Raw genomic sequence first — 19,277 nt, forward strand, 5'->3', positions numbered from 1 at the left:
CCGGCGCCTCCGGCGCCACCCTCTCCCGGGGCGGGAGAGGGATTGTCGGAAAGGACCCCCGTCATGAGCATCACCGACACAATGCCCCACACATCGACCCACGCACCGGAACAGACCCGGCTCGGGCGCGGGCTGACCTTCGCCATGGCCACCGCCGCGGGGCTGGCCGTCGCGAACATCTACTACAACCAGCCCATGCTGGGCCTGATCGAGGGCGACCTGCCCGGCCCGCTGACCGGCATGATCCCGACCGCCACGCAGCTCGGCTACGCCGCCGGACTGCTTCTGCTGGTGCCGCTGGGCGATCTGGTGGAGCGGCGGCGGCTGATCGTCGGGCAGTTCCTGCTGCTCGCCGCGGCGCTGGTCGCGACGGCGCTGGCGCAGGGTCCCGCCCTGCTGGTCGCCGCCTCGCTGCTGCTCGGCGTCTCGGCGACGGTGGCGCAGCAGATCGTCCCCTTCGCCGCGCATCTCGCCTCGCCGCAGCGGCGCGGGGCGGCGGTGGGGACCGTCATGTCGGGGGTGCTGACCGGCATCCTGCTCAGCCGCACGCTGGCCGGCTTCGTCGGCACGCATGAGGGCTGGCGCGCCATGTTCTGGCTGGCCGTGCCGCTGGCGCTGGCTGCGGCCGCGCTGATGGCCGTCATGCTGCCGCGCAGCCACCCGAACGCGACCCTGCGCTACCCGGCGCTGATGCGCTCGCTGGTCCATCTGTGGCGGGAGTTCCCGGCGCTGCGGCTGGCCGCGGTCACCCAGGGGCTGCTGTTCGCCGCCTTCACCACCTTCTGGACCATTCTGGCGCTGCGTCTGGCCGAGCCGCGCTTCGGCCTGGGCGCCGACGCGGCGGGGCTGTTCGGCATCGTCGGCGCGGTCGGTATCCTGGCCGCCCCGATGGCCGGACGGATCGCCGACCGCAGCGGGCCGCACCGGGTGATCCTGCTGGGCACGCTGCTGACGCTCGCCTCCTGGCTGCTGTTCGGGCTGTGGACGTCGGTCGCCGGCCTGGTCGCCGGGGTGATCCTGCTCGACTTCGCGGTCCAGGCGGCGCTGGTGTCGAACCAGCACATCGTCTACGCCCTGCGCCCCGAGGCCCGCGCCCGGCTGAACACCATCTTCATGGGCGGCATGTTCCTGGGCGGCGCGCTGGGGTCGAGCGCGGCGACGCTGGCCTGGAACGCCGGGGGCTGGACCGCCGTGACCGGCCTGGGCATCGCCGTCGCCGCGGCGGCCACCGCCCTCCAGCTCGCCGCTCGGCGCCGGTAAGGGGGCCAGAAAATTGGAAGATCGGGGGGGCCTCAGCGCCCCCCGCTCCGCGCCGAGCGTTCCAGGGAGCGGATGTGGGACAGGCCCGGCAGGATCTCGGAGCGGATGAACTCCAGCCGGCGGACCGGGCCGCCGCCGCTGGAGAAACGGGCTTTCCACAGGGCCATCTTCACCGCCAGCCCGCACAGCACCCCGCCGATGGTGACGTGATGGTTGGTGATCAGGTCGCGGATGCTGCGGAAGCTCTGGGCGTTGATGTTGCGCCAGAAATCCTTGGAGCGATTGTCGAAGCTCTCGAACCGCCCGGTGATGGAGGCGGCGATCTCCGTCAGGTCGCGCCCCACCTCGTCGAGCATCCGGGAGTGGCGGGCGTCGCGGCGGACCTCGCTGAAGCCGCGCACCGCGTCCATCCAGGCCAGGAAGGCCTGCACGTCGGGCACGATCTCGTCCAGGCACTGCTTGAAATAGGCCAGCGACAGGAAGATGTCGCCGTACTCTTCCAGGAAGGCCGGGATGTCGGCCATGGCGATGTCCAGCCGGTCGGCCATCATGGTCAGCCGGCGGCGCACCTCCGCCAGATCGGGTTCGGCGAACAGGCGGATCAGGTCCTCGACATTCTGCACCTGCACGTCGTCGCTGCCGTAGACGCTTTCGATCAGCGGCCGCGTGAAGACGCGCATGTAGCGGGTCAATTGCTCGCGGCGGCGTTGCGACAGGCGGAGCGCGGCGTGCTCGTCCACCGCGATCTTCAGGCGGCGCAGCTCGATGCGCAGGGAATAGACGTCGAAGCTGGCGGCCTGGGCGATCTGCCCGATCATCAGCAGGTCGCGGTCCAGCTCGGGCGAGCGGTTGCCGAAATGCAGCGGCAATTGGCTGGGCATCACCTGCCCGCTGCCGGCGTGGACGTCGTTGAACAGCTCCACCACCGTCTGGAGCCGGACATTCTTGATGAGCCGCGCCCGGCGCAGGCCCGGGGTCTCCAGCGGCAGGATGGTCATCGGCAAAATGTGGAGGGAGTCGCGGGCCGTATCCTCGTCCCGGTCGTCCGGGCCGGGCAGCAGGGCCACGACGTGCGGCCAGGCGCCCGGCGGCCTGGCCTGTCGGCTCGGCTGCACAGCCAGTCTCCCGGAATTCGGCTTGCCGGAACGCCGCCGCTCAGAAGCGCGGGAAGTTCAGCAGCGACATGGTGATGGACGGGTCGATGGCGATGATCGAGGAGCGTCCGCGGCTGTTGATCGGCCCGATGTAGGGGAGGTTTGTGGAGGCTCCCGCGGGCCCGCCGTTCTTCAGGTCGTACATGGCCGAGAAGCGGTCCAGGAACTTCCCGAGCTTGTCCGGGTCCTTGAAATCGGCGATGTCGAAGCGCTTCTTCAGCTTGTCGACCAGCCGGTCGAGATCGCCCAGCGCCGACTGCTCGGGAATGTCGAGCGCGGTGAAGACCACCTTCTGGAGCGCGCGGTCGGCCATCACCTGATACCAGTTGGTGATGCTCGGCGCCTTGCGGTCGAAGTACAGCGCCAGACGGACGGCGGGGTTGCTCTCCTCCGCCTTCACCTCCAGCGACACGTCGACGTAGCGGTCGACGATGGCCTTGACGATCGCCGGCTCCTTCAGCGTGGCGCCGCCCGTCTCCTTGAAGGACAGGACGGTGGCCATCTCCTTGAACTTGGCGTCGTTCATGCGGTTGGCCAGCGCCTCCGGGTCCTGCACCCCCTGGTCCAGCACCTTGCGGATCAGGGCGCGGGCGTAGGTCTGGCTTTCCAGGTCGAAGGCCACCATGACGAAGCGGTAGAGCTTGTCGTCCTTCAGCAGTTCCTCGGCGCTGGAGATCTTGCCGATGTTGGCCTCGAAATAGGCGATGTTGCGCTTCACGTCGGGCCGCGAGCGGATCATCGCGTCGTAGCGGTCCTGGTAGCGGACGATCTGGCGGTAGTCCTGGAGCGTGCTCATGCCTTCACCTCCGGGGCCTTCGGCCGCCCGCTCTCCTCCGCGACGTCCTCCGCCGGGTCGGCGTAGGAGGGCGGGATGCGCAGGATCACCTCGCCGGTGTGGGTGTCCAGCACCTCGGTGGACAGGCGGCCGGTGCCGGGGTCGAGGTTGACGCGGTAGGGCGGGATGGGGTCGGGCTGGCGGCGGTTGTTGTCGGATTCCGCCGACACGCGAGCCTCCTCGACCACCTCGGTGGCCTTGACGGCCTCGGCCTGGGCGGCGCGCAGCCGGTCGGCCTGGCGCTGGCGGGCTTCGGCGATCAGGTCGGCGCTGGCGGTGCCGCGCTCGCCGTTGACGCCGGACACGCCGCCGGTCAGTCCCTGGATGGGTGCGGGCATGGCGGTCACGCCTCCACACGGGTCTCGGGAATGCGCTCGTCCCGCGGGGAGCGCTGCGCGTTCAGCAGCCCGTCCTCGTAGGCCATCACCGGCCGCAGGCAGGCCAGCGCCTTGTAGTAGTCGCGATCGCTGACGTTGCGCATCGCCTGCATGATGCGGTCCTGCATCTCCGGATGCATGAAGGCCGTGTAGAGCTTCGCCATCATGCCGGCGACGACGCTGCCGTACTCCTCCGCGGCCTGGGGGTCCAGCAGCATGCTCTGGATCACGAAATAGGCGCGGCGGACCGGGGTGTCGGCCTCGTCCTCCTGCATGATGTCGCTGCCGCGGATGATCTGGGCGAAATTGCTGACGGTCAGCGTGTAGCGGCGGTTCTCGTTCTGCACGACGCAGCCGTTGATGACCACGCGCTCGCAGGGCTTGAGGCGGAGCTTAAGCGCCATGGGCGGCCTCCATCGGAGCGGGGGCCTCCGTCCGGGCGACGCCCTGCAGGCCGCGCATGACCGACCGGTTGATGTCGATCAGCGTGCCCGCGTCGGCCTCGCCGCGCAGCACCTGGGTGGTCTGGCGCGCCACCGAGAAGGACAGCGAGACCAGCCCGGCGCGCAGCGCCTCGGGCAGCGCGTTGCCGTCCTCCAGAAGGTCGGCGCGCAGCGTGTTCCAGAGTTCCAGGTTGCGCCACAGCGCGTCCTTCAGCGCCGCCGACCGCCAGCCGGCGTCGCGGTTGGCCTCCAGGTCCAGGGTGATGCGGAGGAAGACCAGATATTCGATGCGGCGCGGGTCTTCGCACTCGGCCATCGTCTGCTGGTAGGCGGCGATGCTCATGGTCGCACCTTATGCAACGCGCACGGGGGCGCCGGAATGGGGCTGGGGCTGGGCGTGAGATGAAAAAAGGGCCGGCGCCCCGTCGGGAGCGGGACGCCGGCCGGACCGGGTTAGCGGAACAGCGAGAGAATGTTCTGCGGACCCTGGTTGGCGATCGACAGCGCCTGGGTGGCGAGCTGCTGCTGGACCTGGAGGGCCTGCAGGCGGCTCGATTCCTCGTTCATGTCGGCGTCCACCAGGGAGCCGATGCCCTTGTTCATCGAGTCGGTCAGCTTCGACACGAAGTCGTTCTGCACCGACACGCGGTTCTCGATGGAACCGATCACCGCGGCCTTGCCGATGGCCTTGTCGAGCAGGCCGTTGATGACCTCGAGCGACTTGGTGGCGTTGGAGGTCACGTCGATCTGCGTCAGGTCGGCCAGGCCGCCGAAGGCGTCGCTTTCCTTCGAGCCGACCCACAGGCTGTCCACCTTGGCGGTGAAGTTGCCGTCGGTGTTCAGGTCCTGGTCGGTGAATTCCAGCTTGTCGCCGTTGAAGGCCACCTGGAAGTCGCCGCCGGCCGCGGTCAGGGCCGTGTTGACCGCGGTCACGATCAGGCCCTGGGTGGTCGCCAGGTCGGTGGTGTAGTCGATGCCCGACAGGTCCACCGTCACGGCGGACTTGGTGCCCGCCTCGTTGGTGACGTTCAGGGTCAGGTTGCCCAGGCCCAGGTTCTGGCCGTCGATGAAGGTGGTGTCCGGCGCACCGATGGCGATGCCGACGCTGGCCTTCAGGTCGTTGGTGGAGTCCACCTGCTGCTCGATCGTGGCCTTGCCGACGATCGAGGTGACCTGCATGTCCTGGCGCTGGAAGCTGATGTAGCTCGGATCGACCGTGCCGGCGCTGCGGCTCAGCGACGCCAGGATGTCAACGTTCTGGTCCTTGGCCGTGCCGTCGTTGGAATAGGTGATGCGCAGCAGGTTGTCGCCGTTGAAGGAGGCGTCGGCGGCGGCGCCCTTCACCAGCTTGACGAGCTGGTCGATGTCGTTCTGGATCAGCGACTTGTCGACGCCGTTGGTCTGGCCGGCGATGACGCGGGCCTTCAGCGTCTGAAGGTTCTCGACGATGTTCTTGGACGCCACCGACGCGGTGTTGGTCGTGCCCGAACCCAGTTCCAGCGATTCCTTCACCGCCTTGAAGCCGGCGACGTCGGCGCGCATGGTCGTGGCGATCGACCAGTAGGCGGCGTTGTCCTTGGCGTTGTTGACCTTGAGACCGGTCGAAATGCGATCCTGGGTGGTCGCCAGATCGTCGGTCACGCGGCGCAGCGTCTGCAGCGCGGTCATCGCCGAGGTGTTGGTCATGATCGAGGCCATATGTATCTCCATTCGCGAGATGCAGAGCGCCTTTCTGACGCTGGGGCCGGGTGCGCGGGCCTTCCCACTTGGTTTTTATGGGCGCGCAACCGACCATTCGACTGTGACCGACCCCGTTTAAACCGGAGTAAAAAACGGCAAGATTTCCGGGGTGGTGAATTCGTCTTTCAAAGATGGGCATCTTTTAAAAGTAATCGCGCATTTTATAAAAATGCGGCGACCGCACAGGGCGGTTCAGCCCCCATGCCCCGAAGGGCCGCGGCCATGGCGTCTTTTCAAAATGTCGGAAGCGGAACGCAGGGCAGGACTTTTGAAATGGTGCCGTCACTCGGCGGCGACGAGACAGCCGGGGTGCAGGCCGGAGGCGGCGAAGGGCATGGCCGGGAAGCGGCGGGCGGTGGCGGCCGGCGCGGCGGCCGGAGCGGCCTCCTCATGCTCGGGCGGGGCCTCGAACTTGTAGCCGCGCCCATAGACGGTCTCGATGTAGCGGGCGCCGCCGGTGGCCTCGGCGATCTTCTTGCGGAGCTTGCAGATGTAGACGTCGATGACCTTGTCGAGCGGGTCGGCGCCGGACAGGCCATAGACCTCGTCGTAGATGTGCTCCTTGGAGACGACGCGGCGGTGGTGGGCGGCCAGCACGCCGAGGATGGCGTGCTCGCGCTGGCTCAGCCGCAGCCGCTCGCCGCCGACCTCCGGGTCGCGCCCGTCGAGGAACACCGTGAGCTGGCCGACCCGCACCGCGTTGCTCAGCAGGCCGCGCGAGCGCCGCCGCGCCACCTCGATGCGCGCCCGCACCTCGGCGCTGACCACCGGCTTGACCAGCACGTCGTCGGCCCCGGCGTGCAGCAGCTCCACCGTCGTCGTCACGCAGCGCCGGTCGAGCAGGCAGAGGATCGCCGCCCCGACCTGATGCGCCCGTAAGGCCGCCACGCAGCGCGCCGGATCGTCGACGCTGCCCAGGACGATGGCGTCGTAGCCCAGCCCGTCCGCCCCCTGCTCCTGCAGAAGCTCCTCCAGCCCGGCCCAGTCCTGGCGGTCGTAGCGGATCTTCCCCATGCCGAGCTGACGGCCGAGCGCGTCGGCGATCAGGGGGTTCGGTTCAACCAGGACAGCGCGCATGGGATTCTCCGCAACAGGGGTTTCAACTAGAGGGCGGGACGACAAGGCACTTAAAATTTTCCTTAATTCCGAGTGCTTTATTTTCTCACACCCTCAGGTAATAGCCTTCCTGTACCGCGAGTCAACCATCCGGCTTACCTCAAGGGATAATGTTACGGCCCGCTTTTATATGACTTTTAATATCCGTTAAGGCGTAGATTCTTGGCTGCTCTTTGCCTCGAAATTCGAAGCATTTTCCTCCCGAGTTGCCCGCAACGCCGAACCTCGCCGCACGCCGCCCCACAGGCTTGAACCGGGCTTTAACCGGGTTGTATTTGACTGGTGGCGATAGGATGCAAACGGGGGAGAGGAACCGATGCCGACCCGCAACCGACAGGCAATTGCCGGAACCGCCCTTGCGGGCGTCCTCCTGCTGGCGGGCGGCTGCGCAATGACCAGCCCGGCGCCCGACACCGCCTACCGGCAGGCGCTGGAGGCGACGGTGGTTGCCGGGCAATGCGAGGGGCCGACGGTGGAGGCGCTGTGGGCCGCCTATGACCAGTGGTTCGCCGTGGCCGCCAGCCTCGCCTCCTACCACCGCGGGACGGAGGCCGGCGCCCTGCTGCGGCAGGGGGAGGCGTTCCGCATCCTCGGCTGCCCCGCCGCGGCGCGCGACACCTACGAGACGCTTCTGCAACGCTTCCCCGATCCTGATTACGAGCTGGAGCGCAACGCCGCCCGCCGCGGCCTGATGGATCTGCCGATCAACCCGCCGACACCCTTGCTGCGGCCGGCGCCCGCCGTCACCTCGGCCCTGCGCGCGCCCGCCCCGACGGAGCACCGCGACGGCTGATCCGCGGGGCCATCTTGTGGATTCGCGGGGCCGGGCCGTATGGCTGCCATGACGCTCCGCACCATTGTTACCAGGCATGATATATCAGTAACCTGATGGTTAACCGGGCCGAGACCCGGGCCATCCGTTTGCCTGCCGCCCTCCTGCCTGGAAACGCCCCCCGGCCATGCCCGACTGCTCCCGCCCCCCGGAAGGGGTGTCCGCCGCCCAGACCGTGCCGTCCCACGGGAGCGAGCGCCGCGACGATCCCGTACGCGGGATTCTGATGGTCGTTGCGGCGGTCTTCTTCTTCTCCTGCTCCGACGCGACGGCGAAGTATCTGTCCCAGACGCTGCCCTCCATCGAGATCGGCTGGATGCGCTACGTCGGCTTCACGACGCTGCTGCTGCCGCTGATGATCCGCGGCGGTCCGCCGGTGATGAAGACCGCCAGCCCCGGCCTGCAGGTCCTGCGCGCCCTGGGGATGCTCGGGTCGGCGCTGTTCTTCATCATGGGCATGCGTTATCTGCCCCTGGCGGAGGCGGCGGCGACCAGCTACGTCTCGCCGGTCTTCGTCACGGTGCTGTCGATCCTGGTGCTGGGCGAGAAGATCGGACCGCGCCGCTGGGCGGCGGTGCTGGTCGGGCTCCTGGGCGTGCTGATCGTCATCCGGCCCGGCGGGGCGGCCTTCCAGCCGGCGGCCGTCTTCCCCATCCTGTCGGCGATGAGCTGGGCGACCGGCGTGGTCATCACCCGCAAGATGACCGGGCAGGAGCATCCCACCACCACCCTGATCTGGACCGCCCTGACGGGCCTTGCCGTGCTGACCGTGCTGCTCCCCTTCAACGTCGCGATGCCGACTTGGACGGAGGTGGCGCTGGGCGCCCTGATCGGTCTGGTCTCCACCATGGGGCAATGGCTGATGGTCCAGGCCTACCGCTTCGGCGAGGCGTCGGTGCTCGCCCCCTGTTCCTACGTGCAGATCGTCTGGTCCACCCTGCTGGGCTTCCTGATTTTCGGGGCGCTGCCCGACCACTGGACCTTCCTGGGCGCCGGAATCATCATCGCCAGCGGCCTCTACACCGCCCATCGCGAGCGGCTGCGCAAGAAGCAGCAGCAAAACGCCGCATGACCACCCCACGACCAGGGCCAGGGCCAGGGCCCGAAAAGCCTTGCCTCGGACATTGATATATTAGTATACTTGCTCTTGGGAGGCACGGGATTAAAAACCCGTGTTGTTCGAACTCTTTAGCAGGAACCGGCGGGTCGGCCCGCCGGACGGGGGATGGCGATGGGTGAGTCCGCGCGCCGGGTTGCGGCCCTTGGCGAATGCATGATCGAACTGGTGCGCCGTCCCGACGGGACCTTCACCATGGGCTTCGGCGGCGACACCCTCAACACCGCCGTCTATATGGCGCGGCTGGGCGTGGCAACCGATTACGTGACGGCTCTGGGCGACGACGGCAACAGCGACGCCATGGTCGCCACCTGGGAAGCCGAAGGGGTCGGCACCGGCCATGTGCTGCGCGTCCCCAACCGCGTCCCCGGCCTCTACATGATCGAGACGGACGACAGCGGCGAGCGGCGTTTCCTCTACTGGCGCGATTCCGCGCCGGCCCGCGACCTGTTCGTCCTGCCCGACAGCCCGGCGCTGGTCGCCGACCTGGAAAGCTACGACCTGCTCTACATGTCCGGCATCAGCCTGGCCATCTGGGGCGAGCGCGGGCGCGAGGTGCTGTTCCCCATGCTCGACCGCCTGCGCGAGCGCGGCGGCCGCGTCGCCTTCGACACCAACTGGCGCCCCCGCCTGTGGCCCGACCGTGAGACGGCGCAGCGCGCCTACGACGCGATGCTCCGGCGCGCCGACATCGCCCTGCCGGGCGTCGAGGACCTGCGCGGCCTCTACGGCGACGCCGACGCCGACAGCGCCATGGCCCGCGTGCGCGGCGCCGGGGTGACGGAGATCGTGCTGAAGCTGGAGAAGCCGGGCTGCATCGTCTCCGCCCCCGGCGTCGAGGAGACCGTGCCGTCGGAGAAGGTCGCCAAGGTCGTGGACACCACCGCGGCGGGCGACAGCTTCAGCGCCGGTTACCTCAGCGCCCGCCTGAAGGGCCTGGGCCCGGTCGAGGCGGCGCGCTCCGCCCACCGCATCGCCGCCGTGGTCATCCAGCACCGCGGCGCCGTCATCCCGCGCGACGCCATGGCGTCCGTGCTGGACGGCTGATCCCCTGACGGAGGGACCCTCCATGCCCCCAGGCCCAACGCCCACAGCCCTGACGCCCCCTGGCCAGACGTCGACCGCCCCGGGAACCATGAAGCCGCCCCGCGCGTCGCAGCGCGGGACCACGGCGGCGGCGGCGATCTACCGCGATCTGCGGGCCGACATCGTGTCGCTGGCCCGCAGGCCGGGCGACCCGATCGTGGAGAAGCTGGTGGCCGAAGCCTTCGGCGTCAGCCGCACCCCGGTGCGCGAGGCCGTCCTGCGGCTGGCCGACGAGGGGCTGGTGGAGGTCTTTCCGCAGTCGGGCACCTTCGTGGCGCGCATCCCCATCGCCGACCTGCCGGAAGCCAACCTGATCCGCAAGACGCTGGAGCAGGCGACCGTCCGCTTCGCGGCGGAACGCGCGACGCGCAGCCAGGTCGCCGCCCTCCAGGCCAACCTGGAGCGCCAGCGCGAGGTCGACGCCTCGGGCTGCGCCGACGGCTTCCACCAGGCGGACGAGGCGTTCCACGCGCTGATCGCCGACATCGCCGGCTATCCCGGCTTCTGGCCGATCACCCAGCAGGTGAAGGTGCAGATCGACCGCTGCCGCCACCTGACCCTTCCCTATCCCGGCCGCCTGGCGACCGTCATCGCCGAGCACGAGGCCATCGTCGCCGCCATCGCGGACCACGACCCCGCCCGCGCGGTGAAGGCGCTCGGCGACCACATCGACGGCCTGCTGCTGACCATCGACGACATGCGGCACGCCACCCCCTTGTATTTCTCTCCTGCCGAGGCCCTGACATGACCCACCCGCGTCTTGAACCCTCCCTGTCCGGCCCGCGCATCGTCCCGGTCCTCGTCCTCGACGAGCCGGACACCGCGGTCGCCCTGGCCGAGGCGCTGGTCGCCGGCGGCCTGACCACGCTGGAGGTGACGCTGCGCACCCCCGCGGCGCTGGCCTGCGCGGAGGCCATCGCCGCCCGCGTTCCGGGCGCCCTGGTCGGCCTCGGCACGCTGATCCGGCCTGAGCAGTTCGCCCAGGCCCGCGACGCCGGCGCCCGCTTCGTCGTCAGCCCCGGCCTGACCGACCGTCTGGCGGAGGCCGCCAAGACCGCCGGCCTGCCCTATCTGCCGGGCATCGCCACCGTGGCCGAGGCGCTGATCGCCATGGAGCACGGCTTCCGCGAGCTGAAGTTCTTCCCGGCGATGCTGAACGGCGGCGCCCCGGCGCTGCGCGGCATGGCGCCGCTGATGCCGGAGATCCGCTTCTGCCCGACCGGCGGCCTCAAGGCGGAGCATGTGAAGGAGATCCTGTCGCTCCCCAACGTCTTCGCGCTCGGCGGCACCTGGCTGACCCCGGCCGACGCGGTGAAGGAGCGCCGCTGGTCCGAGATCGAGCGGCTGGCCCGCGAGGCCTCCGCTTTGGCCCAGGGCTGACCGGCATGACGGGGCGGCGGCGCGTCGGCGTGATCGGGCTGGGCATGGCGGCGACGCCGCACGCCCAGAGCCTGCGGGATCTGGCGGACCGGGTGGAGGTGGCGGGCTGCTTCAGCCCGTCCGCCGAGCGGCGGGCCGCCTTCGCGGCGCGCTTCGGCCTGCCGGCGGTGGACCGGGCGGAGACGATCCTCGACGACCCCACCGTCTCCGCCGTCCTGCTGCTGACCCCGCCGGACACCCACGCCGACCTCGTCGCCCGCTGCGCCGCCGCCGGCAAGCATGTGCTGCTGGAAAAGCCGCTCGACGCCACCTCGGCCGGCTGCCGCGCCGTGGTGGAGAGCATGGAGCGCGCCGGGCTGACGCTCGGCGTCATGCTCCAGCACCGCTTCCGCGCCGCCGCGGAACGGCTGGCGGAGCTGCTGCGCACCGGCGCGCTGGGCCGTCCGCTGTCGGCCTCCGTCGTGGTGCGCTGGTGGCGCGACGACGCCTATTACGCCCAGCCCGGGCGCGGCATGAAGGCGCGGGACGGCGGCGGCGTTCTGCTGACCCAGGCCATCCACACGCTCGACCTCTATGTCAGCCTGCTCGGCCTGCCGCGCGAGGTCGCCGCCTTCGCCAACACCAGCGGCCTGCGCCCCATCGACACCGAGGACGTGGTGTGCGCCGCCCTGCGCTACGACGGCGGGCTGCTCGCCACGGTGGACGCCACCACCGCGGCCTATCCCGGCTACCCGGAGCGCATCGAGATCGCCGGGTCCGCCGGCTCCGCCCTGTTGATCGGCGACCGGCTGGAGGTGCAGCTGCGCTCCGGCGAGACGGTCCAGGCGGGGGAGACGGCGGGCACGCTGGGCGGCGGGGCCGATCCCATGGCCTTCTCCAACGCCCATCACCGCGCCGTTCTGGCCGACTTCCTCGACGCGCTCGACCACGGCACCCAGCCGCGCGTGTCCGGGCGGGAGGCGCTGAAGGTCCACCGGCTGATCGAGGCGATCCTCAAATCCTCGGAAAGCGGCGCCGTCACGGCGGTTCCGGAAGACTGAGGCGGATACGTCGCTCCCCTCTCCCGCCCCGGGAGAGGGTGCCCGCGCAGCGGGCGGGTGAGGGTCGCGCGAGGATCAAACCCCGATCCTCGGCAGTACCCTCACCCTCCCACCGCTTCGCGGCGGGTCCCTCCCTCTCCCGGGGCGGGAGAGGGACTCGAAGACTCCTCACCTTTCGCTCACGAACTCGTGTCCCGCGCTTGATTTGCCGGGAGCGGCGACCAAGGCTAGATGAGGGACGGGGGGCGCTGTCGCCTCCCGGCGGCTTTCCTGTGGAGAGTGTTCATGCTCATCAAAGTCCGGAGCGCGTCGCAAGCCAGCGAGAACGAGGTGACGCCCCGCGGCCTGTTCCTGTCCCGGCGCTCCATCATCGCCGGCGGCGCCGCAGCCCTGGCGCTCGGCGGCACGGGTGTCCTGCCGGGTCCGGCGCTGGCCGCGCCCTTCCAGGCTCCGCTGACGGTCAGCCCGAAGGACCCCAAGATGGACGCCCAGACTCCGATGAAGTCGGCGACCAGCTACAACAATTTCTACGAGTTCGGGACGGACAAGACCGATCCGTCCGAGAACGCCGGCACGCTGCGCACCCGCCCGTGGGAGATCGCGGTGGACGGCGAGGCCGGCAAGCCCACCACCTTCGGCATCGAGGACCTGCTGTCCTTCCCGCTGGAGGAGCGCGTCTACCGCCTGCGCTGCGTCGAGGGCTGGTCGATGGTCATCCCCTGGGTCGGCTTCCCGCTGGCCGAGCTGCTCAAGCGCGTGGACCCGACCGGCAACGCCAAATACGTCGCCTTCCAGACGCTGGCCGACCGCTCGCAGATGCCCGGCCTGAAATATCCCGTGCTGCAATGGCCCTATGTGGAGGGGCTGCGCATGGACGAGGCCATGCACCCGCTGACCATCCTGGCGGTCGGCATGTACGGCGAGACGTTGCCCAACCAGAACGGCGCGCCGGTGCGGCTGGTCGTGCCGTGGAAGTACGGCTTCAAATCGATCAAGTCGATCGTCCGCATCACCCTGACGCAGGATCAGCCGCCGACCTCCTGGAACCGCTCGCAGCCGCGCGAGTACGGTTTCTATTCGAACGTGAACCCGGAGGTCGACCACCCGCGCTGGAGCCAAGCGACGGAACGCCGCGTCGGCGAGTTCTCCCGCCGCAAGACGCTGCCCTTCAACGGCTATGGCGAGGAGGTGGCGTCCCTCTACACCGGCATGGATCTGCGGAAGAACTACTGAGATGGCCGCAACGTCGAAAGGCCCGGTCGCCCAGGCGCTCGCCTCGCGCTGGGCGAAGCCGGTGGTGTTCGCCCTGGGGCTCGTCCCGCTCGGCTGGATGGTCTGGCTGGGCCTGAGCGGCGGGCTGGGGGCCGAGCCGGTGGCCGAGGCGGTGCGGCAGAGCGGGCTGTGGGCGCTGCGCCTGCTGCTGGTCGCACTGGCCGTCACGCCGCTGCGCATCCTGACGGGTCAGGCGGGGCTGGCGCGGTTCCGCCGGATGATCGGGCTGTTCGCCTTCTTCTACGCGCTGCTTCACGTCTCCGTTTACGTCGGGGTGGACCAGTTCTTCGACTGGGCGGCGGTGTGGAAGGACATCGTGAAGCGGCCCTACATCACCGTGGGCATGGGCGCCTTCGTGATCCTGACGGCGCTGGCCGCGACCTCGACCAACGGCATGGTGCGGCGGCTCGGCGGGCGGCGCTGGAAGGCGCTGCACAAGGCGGTGTTCGTCGCCGGGGCGGCGGGCTGCGTCCATTACGTGATGCTGGTCAAGGGCTGGCAGTACCCGCCCTTCGTCTACGCGGCAATCTTGCTGGGGCTGGTCGCGCTGCGCTACGCGAAGTCGCCGGCGGCGGGGCGGCTCTCCCCGTCCTACCGGACCTGAGCCAGCCTCAGCCCGGCCTTTTGAGCCCGACTGGCAAACACACCCGCATCCCGTCCGTCCCCACGGCCACCACCTCCACCTCCGTCCCGTAGACCTCGCGCATCATCGCGGCGGTGATGACCTCCTCCGGCGTGCCGAAGCGGGCCAGCCGCCCGCCGTGCAGCAGCGCCACCCGGTCGGCGATGGCGAAGGCCTGCTCCGGATGGTGGGTGGAGAAGACCACCGTCAGCCCCTCGCCTCCCTCGCCGTCCGCCAGCCGCCGCACCTGTTCCAGAACGCGCACCTGATTGCCGAAGTCCAGGCTGGCGGTCGGCTCATCGAGCACCAGCACGCGCGGCGCCTGGGCCAGCGCGCGGGCGATCAGGGCCATCTGCCGCTCGCCGCCGCTGATGCGCAGCCAGTCGCGCTCGGCCAGATGCCCGATGCCCAGCCGTTCCAGCGCGGCCTCGGCGGCGGCGTGGTCGGACGCGGCGGGGGCGCTGAAGGCGCCGCGGTGGGCCGTGCGGCCCATCAGCACCATCTCGCGCACGGTGAAGGGGAACTGCCCCGCCCCCGCCTGCGGGACATAGCCGAAGGCCAGCGCCCGGCGGCGCGGCGACCAGCCGGCGGTGTCCTCGCCATCGACGCGCACCCGACCGCCGCGCGGCGGCAGCAGTCCAAGCAGCGTCTTGAACAGCGTCGTCTTGCCGCCGCCGTTGGGGCCGAGCAGGCACAGCACCTCCCCCGCCGCCACGGCGAAGCCGACCCCGGCGCCGACCATCCGCTCGCCATAGCCGAAGGCGAGGTCCTCGACCGACAGCCGCGCGCTCATGACCAGCCGCGCTTTCCGAAGGCGAGCAGCCAGAGGAAGACCGGCGTGCCGATCACCGCGGTCAGCACGCCCAGCGGCAGCTCCACCGGCCCCAAGCTGCGCGCCAGCGTGTCCACCGCCAGCAGATAGGCCGCCCCCAGCAGCACCGCCGTGGGCAGCAGCCGGACGAAGGCCGGGCCGACCATCAGCCGGGCGAGGTGCGGCACCAGCAGCCCGACCCAGCCGACGATGCCGCTGACCGACACCGCGGCGGCGGTCATCAGCGTCGCCGCCGCGATCACCACCACCCGCACCAGCCGCACCGGCACGCCGAGCGCCGTCGCCTCCTCGTCGCCCAGCGTCATGACGTCGAGCCGCCAGCGCAGCAGGACCAGCGGCAGCAGCGCCACCGCCACCGGCGGGACCAGCGCCGCGAGATCGCCGCGGTTGACCGCCGACAGGCTGCCGAGCAGCCAGAAGGTGATCGCCGGCAACTGGTTGTAGGGATCGGCCAGATACTTCAGCAAAGCCACGCCGGAGCCCAGCAGCGCCCCGATCACCACGCCGCCCAGCACCAGGACCAGCACCGGGTCCCGCCCGCGAATGGCCGAGGCGACGGCCAGCACCACCCCCACCGCCAGCAGCCCGCCCGCGAAGGCCATGCCCTGGATGGCGAGGACCGGCAGCGCGGCGAAGATGCCCAGCACCGCCCCCAGCGCCGCCCCCGACGACACGCCGAGAATGTCCGGCGAGACCAGCGGGTTGCGGAACAGCCCCTGATAGGCGGCGCCCGAGGCGGCCAGCCCCGCCCCGACCAGCATGGCGGTCAGCACGCGCGGGCCGCGGATGTCCCAGATCACCGTCTCCACCGCCGGGGCGACGGCGGCGCTCCCGAGCCCCAGCTTCGCCGCGAGCAGCCCGGCCAGCTCCCCCGGCGAAACGGGATAGGCGCCGATGCTGAAGGCGACGCAGACCGCGGCGACCAGCAGCGCGGCCACCCCGCCCAGCGTCAGCGCGAAGGGGACCTCACCCCGGCGGGCGGCTGCCGGCGAGGAGGGCGTCGATCTGCTCCGCGGTGGGCTCCCGGTGGTAGAAGAGGGCATAGAAACGTCGCGTCTCCTCGCGCAGATCCTCCGGAAACAGCTCCGGATAAAGGACGGCGCCCAGCCAGCGCAGGCCGAGCAGGCGGTTGGCGGCGGGCGGGGAATCGATCCAGGTGAAGGGCAGCCCCGGCGAGAGGTAGACGCGCCGGTCGCGCACCGCCTTCACCCCTTGCCACAGCGGGTCGGTCCACACGCTCTCGTAGAAGCCGCGGTCGATGGTGACGATGGCGTCCGGCTGCCAAGCCAGGACCTGCTCCATCGAGACGTTGACCAACCCGCCGTTGCCGAGGTTTTCCGCCGCGACGTTGCGCACCCCGGCGACGTCCAGCGCCTCGACGTTGATCGAGCCGCGGATGCCGGTCTGCAGCCCGCGCGGGCCGCGCGCCATATAGACCTTCAGCCGCTTGCCCTCCGGCACGTCGTCGAAGCGGCGGCGCACGTCGTTCAGCGTCCGCTCGGCGTAGCGGGCCAGCTCCTCCCCCCGCTCCGCCACGCCCATCAGCGCACCGAGCGTGCGGAAGGTGCGCGCGGAGTCGGCGAGATGCCCGTCGATCAGCAGGGTCGGTACCCGCGTCTGCTCCTGCACCCGGTCGGCCAGCGAGACGAAGGTCGGGGCGGTGCTGCCGACATCGACGACGACGTCCGGCTTCGCAGCGACCACGGTTTCCAGGTTGACGGTGTTGCCGCGCCCGGTCAGCCGCCCCAGTTCCGGCAGATCGGCGTAGCGGTCGGGGAGGAAGGGCCGCTCCGGCGGGCTGATCGCCCGCGTCCAGCCCAGCAGTTTCTCGGGCGCCAGCATGTAGACGACGACGGAGGCCGGAGGCCCGGCGGGGAACACGCGCTCCACCCGGTCCGGCACGGTGACGCGGCGCCCCGAGGAGTCGGTGACCATCCGCTCCGCCGCCGCCGGCCCGGCCAGCAGGGCGAGCAGCAGCCCGGCCCCCGCGCCCGCCATCCATCCGTGTCTGCCCGCCATGCCGATCCTGCTTCTTCCGTAGCCGCCCCTCCAAAGCATGGGGTCTGAGCCCGCCACCGTCCATACGACAATCGCCTTTGAATCCCCTCTCCCGTCCCGGGAGAGGGAAGGGGCCCGCGCAAAGCGCGGGAAGGGTGAGGGTCCCGGCAATCGGCAAGCGCCTTGATCCTCGGCTGTACCCTCACCCGCCCGCTTCGCGGGCACCCTCTCCCGAGGCGGGAGAGGGATATTGCCTAGGGACAAGCGCGCCAAGCCGCCCGCGAAGGTCACGCTTTGGCCACGGGCGGCTTCCCCATCCGAACGGATAGGGTGCCGCGGTCCGTCCACAAAACCCGTGCCGCTCCATGACCGCGTCTCCGCTCCGCCGCGTTGCCCTCGCCACCGCCGCCCTGCTCGCGCTGTCCGGCTGCGCCGGGTTCGGTTCGGCGGTCACGGGAGTGACCACGGCGGGCGTGGCGGCGACGGTCGGTTCGGCCACCGGCAACCCGGTGCTGGGCATCATCGCCGGCGCCGGGGCCAGCTACGGCATCGACCAGGGCGTGAAATACGCGGAGCGGCGGATCACCGACAACGTCCACAACGCCGTCGCCCGCGCCGCCGGTCCGCTCGCCGTCGGGCAGGCGGCGACCTGGACGGTGGAGGAGAAGCTGCCGCTGAGCGGCAAGACCGGCACGGTGCAGGTGGCCCGCGGCTTCGGCGAGGCGATCCCCTGCAAGGACGTGGTCTTCACGCTCGACGACGCGCCCGACTTCAACGTCACCACCATCTGCCGGGCCAAGGACGGCCAGTGGCGCTGGGCGCTGGCCGAACCCGCCACCCGGCGCTGGGGCAGCCTGCAATAGCGCCCGGTCCATGCGGCGTACGCATGCGTTCGGCCATGTACGCACGGCCCGCGTTGGGGTAAAGCTCCGCGGGCGTCTGCGTCACGGGAGTCCGCGCATGTTCACGGCCAAAATCCTTCTTCTCGGCTCGGGCGAACTCGGGAAGGAGTTCGTCATCGCCGCCAAGCGTCTCGACTGCGAGGTCATCGCCTGCGACAGCTACGCCAACGCCCCAGCGATGCAGGTCGCCGACGCGGCGGAGGTCTTCTCCATGCTCGACGCGGACGCCCTGCGCGCGGCCATCGCCAAGCACACGCCGGACTTCATCGTGCCGGAGGTCGAGGCCATCCGCACCGAGGTGCTGCACGAGTTCGAGGACGCCGGGCTGACCGTCGTCCCCTCCGCCCGCGCCGCCACCATGACGATGAACCGCGACCGCATCCGCGAGGTCGCCGCGGTGGAGCTGGGCCTGCGCACCTCAAAGTACCGCTACGCCGAAAGCCTGGAGGAGGTGATCGCCGGGGCGGAGCACACCGGCCTGCCCTGCGTCATCAAGCCGGTCATGTCCTCCTCCGGAAAGGGGCAGAGCACCGTCCGGACCGCCGACGAGCTTGAGGCCGCCTGGACCTACGCCGTCGCCAACATGCGCGGCGACCGCCGGAAGGTCATCGTCGAGGAGTTCGTGCCCTTCGAGTACGAGATCACCCTGCTGACCGTCCGCACCCGCGAGGGCATCCTGTTCTGCGAGCCGATCGGCCACCGGCAGGAGCGCGGCGACTATCAGGAATCCTGGCAGCCGGTGCCAATGCCCGCGGCGCTGCTGGACGACGCCAAGGACATGGCGGCGAAGGTCGTGGACAATCTCGGCGGCTACGGCATCTTCGGCGTCGAGTTCTTCGTCACCAAGGACGAGGTCGTCTTCTCCGAGCTATCGCCGCGCCCGCACGACACCGGCATGGTGACCCTGCTGTCGCAGAACCTGTCGGAGTTCGACCTGCACGCGCGCGCCATCCTGGGCCTGCCGATCCCGGCGATCCATGTCCGCGGCCCGGCCGCCTCCGCCGTCATCCTGGCCGACCGCGAGGCCGAGCGCTTCGCCATCGAGGGTCTGGCCGACGCCATGCGCGTGGGCAGCCCGGAGCATGACGTGGACGTCCGCCTGTTCGGCAAGCCGACGACCCGCAAGAACCGCCGCATGGGCGTGGCGCTCGCCGCCGGCACCGACACCGACGACGCGCGCGAGCGCGCGCTGAAGGCCGCTTCGGCGGTCAGCATCCGCTACGAGTGATGTTGCGGAGCCGGGCGCGACCGTCGATCTCCGACGGCGCGAC

Annotated in this window: 21 protein-coding genes; 11 read left to right on the forward strand and 10 right to left on the reverse strand. The window is 70.3% G+C overall.

Features of this window, described 5'->3' with window-relative positions; genetic code table 11:
• Positions 1-63: 63 nt before the first annotated feature.
• The gene (locus tag D3869_RS28655) at positions 64-1,260 is read left to right on the forward strand and encodes an MFS transporter (protein WP_247896033.1); all 1,197 of its coding nucleotides are present in this window, start codon (positions 64-66) and stop codon (positions 1,258-1,260) included.
• Positions 1,261-1,292: 32 nt separating this feature from the next.
• On the opposite strand, the gene D3869_RS28660 is transcribed toward D3869_RS28655, so the two are convergent.
• The 7 genes from D3869_RS28660 to D3869_RS28690 all read right to left on the reverse strand — a co-directional run bounded on the left by D3869_RS28660 (position 1,293) and on the right by D3869_RS28690 (position 6,886).
• Positions 1,293-2,327: a hypothetical protein gene (locus D3869_RS28660; RefSeq protein WP_137143156.1), complete on the reverse strand. Its 1,035-nt coding sequence runs from the start codon at positions 2,325-2,327 to the stop codon at positions 1,293-1,295.
• Between the two features lie 88 nt (positions 2,328-2,415).
• Positions 2,416-3,210, reverse strand: coding sequence for a DUF1217 domain-containing protein (locus tag D3869_RS28665; RefSeq protein WP_137143062.1), 795 nt, complete (start codon positions 3,208-3,210; stop codon positions 2,416-2,418).
• The gene (locus D3869_RS28670; protein ID WP_137143063.1) at positions 3,207-3,587 is read right to left on the reverse strand and encodes a flagellar protein FlaG; all 381 of its coding nucleotides are present in this window, start codon (positions 3,585-3,587) and stop codon (positions 3,207-3,209) included. The genes D3869_RS28665 and D3869_RS28670 overlap by 4 nt, the downstream gene beginning before the upstream one ends.
• 5 nt (positions 3,588-3,592) lie before the next feature.
• Positions 3,593-4,030: a flagellar biosynthesis repressor FlbT gene (locus tag D3869_RS28675; RefSeq protein WP_137143064.1), complete on the reverse strand. Its 438-nt coding sequence runs from the start codon at positions 4,028-4,030 to the stop codon at positions 3,593-3,595.
• Complete coding sequence (flaF, locus tag D3869_RS28680; RefSeq protein ID WP_119510515.1) at positions 4,020-4,412, reverse strand: flagellar biosynthesis regulator FlaF; 393 nt, start codon at positions 4,410-4,412, stop codon at positions 4,020-4,022. Before flaF ends, D3869_RS28675 begins: the two co-directional genes overlap by 11 nt.
• A gap of 110 nt (positions 4,413-4,522) precedes the next feature.
• On the reverse strand, positions 4,523-5,767 hold the full coding sequence (locus tag D3869_RS34575) for a flagellin (protein WP_137143065.1): 1,245 nt from the start codon (positions 5,765-5,767) through the stop codon (positions 4,523-4,525).
• 324 nt (positions 5,768-6,091) lie between these two features.
• Complete coding sequence (locus D3869_RS28690) at positions 6,092-6,886, reverse strand: response regulator transcription factor (RefSeq protein ID WP_137143066.1); 795 nt, start codon at positions 6,884-6,886, stop codon at positions 6,092-6,094.
• A 355-nt stretch (positions 6,887-7,241) separates the two neighbouring features.
• Between D3869_RS28690 and D3869_RS28700 the strand changes: the two genes are divergently transcribed.
• The 8 genes from D3869_RS28700 to D3869_RS28735 all read left to right on the forward strand — a co-directional run bounded on the left by D3869_RS28700 (position 7,242) and on the right by D3869_RS28735 (position 14,256).
• Entirely contained in the window at positions 7,242-7,718 is a 477-nt protein-coding gene (locus D3869_RS28700) for a hypothetical protein (RefSeq protein WP_137143068.1), read from the forward strand.
• A 166-nt stretch (positions 7,719-7,884) separates the two neighbouring features.
• Complete coding sequence (locus D3869_RS28705) at positions 7,885-8,829, forward strand: DMT family transporter (RefSeq protein ID WP_137143069.1); 945 nt, start codon at positions 7,885-7,887, stop codon at positions 8,827-8,829.
• A gap of 159 nt (positions 8,830-8,988) precedes the next feature.
• Positions 8,989-9,921: a sugar kinase gene (locus tag D3869_RS28710; RefSeq protein ID WP_137143070.1), complete on the forward strand. Its 933-nt coding sequence runs from the start codon at positions 8,989-8,991 to the stop codon at positions 9,919-9,921.
• Between the two features lie 88 nt (positions 9,922-10,009).
• Entirely contained in the window at positions 10,010-10,708 is a 699-nt protein-coding gene (locus D3869_RS28715) for a GntR family transcriptional regulator (protein ID WP_137143071.1), read from the forward strand.
• On the forward strand, positions 10,705-11,340 hold the full coding sequence (gene eda / locus D3869_RS28720; protein ID WP_014199635.1) for a bifunctional 4-hydroxy-2-oxoglutarate aldolase/2-dehydro-3-deoxy-phosphogluconate aldolase: 636 nt from the start codon (positions 10,705-10,707) through the stop codon (positions 11,338-11,340). Before D3869_RS28715 ends, eda begins: the two co-directional genes overlap by 4 nt.
• A gap of 5 nt (positions 11,341-11,345) precedes the next feature.
• Positions 11,346-12,380, forward strand: a complete 1,035-nt coding sequence (locus D3869_RS28725) for a Gfo/Idh/MocA family protein (protein WP_137143072.1) — start codon at positions 11,346-11,348, stop codon at positions 12,378-12,380.
• A gap of 285 nt (positions 12,381-12,665) precedes the next feature.
• Positions 12,666-13,613, forward strand: a complete 948-nt coding sequence (gene msrP, locus D3869_RS28730; RefSeq protein ID WP_137143073.1) for a protein-methionine-sulfoxide reductase catalytic subunit MsrP — start codon at positions 12,666-12,668, stop codon at positions 13,611-13,613.
• A 1-nt stretch (position 13,614) separates the two neighbouring features.
• Positions 13,615-14,256, forward strand: coding sequence for a sulfite oxidase heme-binding subunit YedZ (locus D3869_RS28735; protein WP_137143074.1), 642 nt, complete (start codon positions 13,615-13,617; stop codon positions 14,254-14,256).
• Positions 14,257-14,263: 7 nt separating this feature from the next.
• Here D3869_RS28735 and D3869_RS28740 read toward each other — a convergent pair whose 3' ends face one another.
• The 3 genes from D3869_RS28740 to D3869_RS28750 are packed head-to-tail and all read right to left on the reverse strand — an operon-like array spanning position 14,264 to position 17,125.
• Positions 14,264-15,067, reverse strand: coding sequence for an ABC transporter ATP-binding protein (locus tag D3869_RS28740; protein WP_137143075.1), 804 nt, complete (start codon positions 15,065-15,067; stop codon positions 14,264-14,266).
• Positions 15,064-16,044 carry a FecCD family ABC transporter permease gene (locus D3869_RS28745; protein ID WP_137143076.1) on the reverse strand — a complete coding sequence of 327 codons (981 nt, stop codon included), beginning with the start codon at positions 16,042-16,044 and terminating at the stop codon, positions 15,064-15,066. Before D3869_RS28745 ends, D3869_RS28740 begins: the two co-directional genes overlap by 4 nt.
• Positions 16,045-16,072: 28 nt before the next feature.
• Complete coding sequence (locus D3869_RS28750; protein ID WP_247896035.1) at positions 16,073-17,125, reverse strand: iron ABC transporter substrate-binding protein; 1,053 nt, start codon at positions 17,123-17,125, stop codon at positions 16,073-16,075.
• 344 nt (positions 17,126-17,469) lie between these two features.
• Here D3869_RS28750 and D3869_RS28755 point away from each other — a divergent pair, with 344 nt between their 5' ends.
• Together D3869_RS28755 and purT are read left to right on the forward strand one after the other, a co-directional pair.
• Positions 17,470-17,967 carry a hypothetical protein gene (locus D3869_RS28755; protein WP_137143077.1) on the forward strand — a complete coding sequence of 166 codons (498 nt, stop codon included), beginning with the start codon at positions 17,470-17,472 and terminating at the stop codon, positions 17,965-17,967.
• 97 nt (positions 17,968-18,064) lie between these two features.
• A complete protein-coding gene (gene purT / locus D3869_RS28760) occupies positions 18,065-19,234 on the forward strand; it encodes a formate-dependent phosphoribosylglycinamide formyltransferase (protein WP_137143078.1) in 1,170 nt (389 codons plus the stop codon).
• The last annotated feature ends 43 nt before the right edge of the window (positions 19,235-19,277 follow it).

This window comes from Azospirillum brasilense (assembly GCF_005222205.1).
In the GTDB taxonomy this organism is placed as follows: domain Bacteria; phylum Pseudomonadota; class Alphaproteobacteria; order Azospirillales; family Azospirillaceae; genus Azospirillum; species Azospirillum brasilense_G.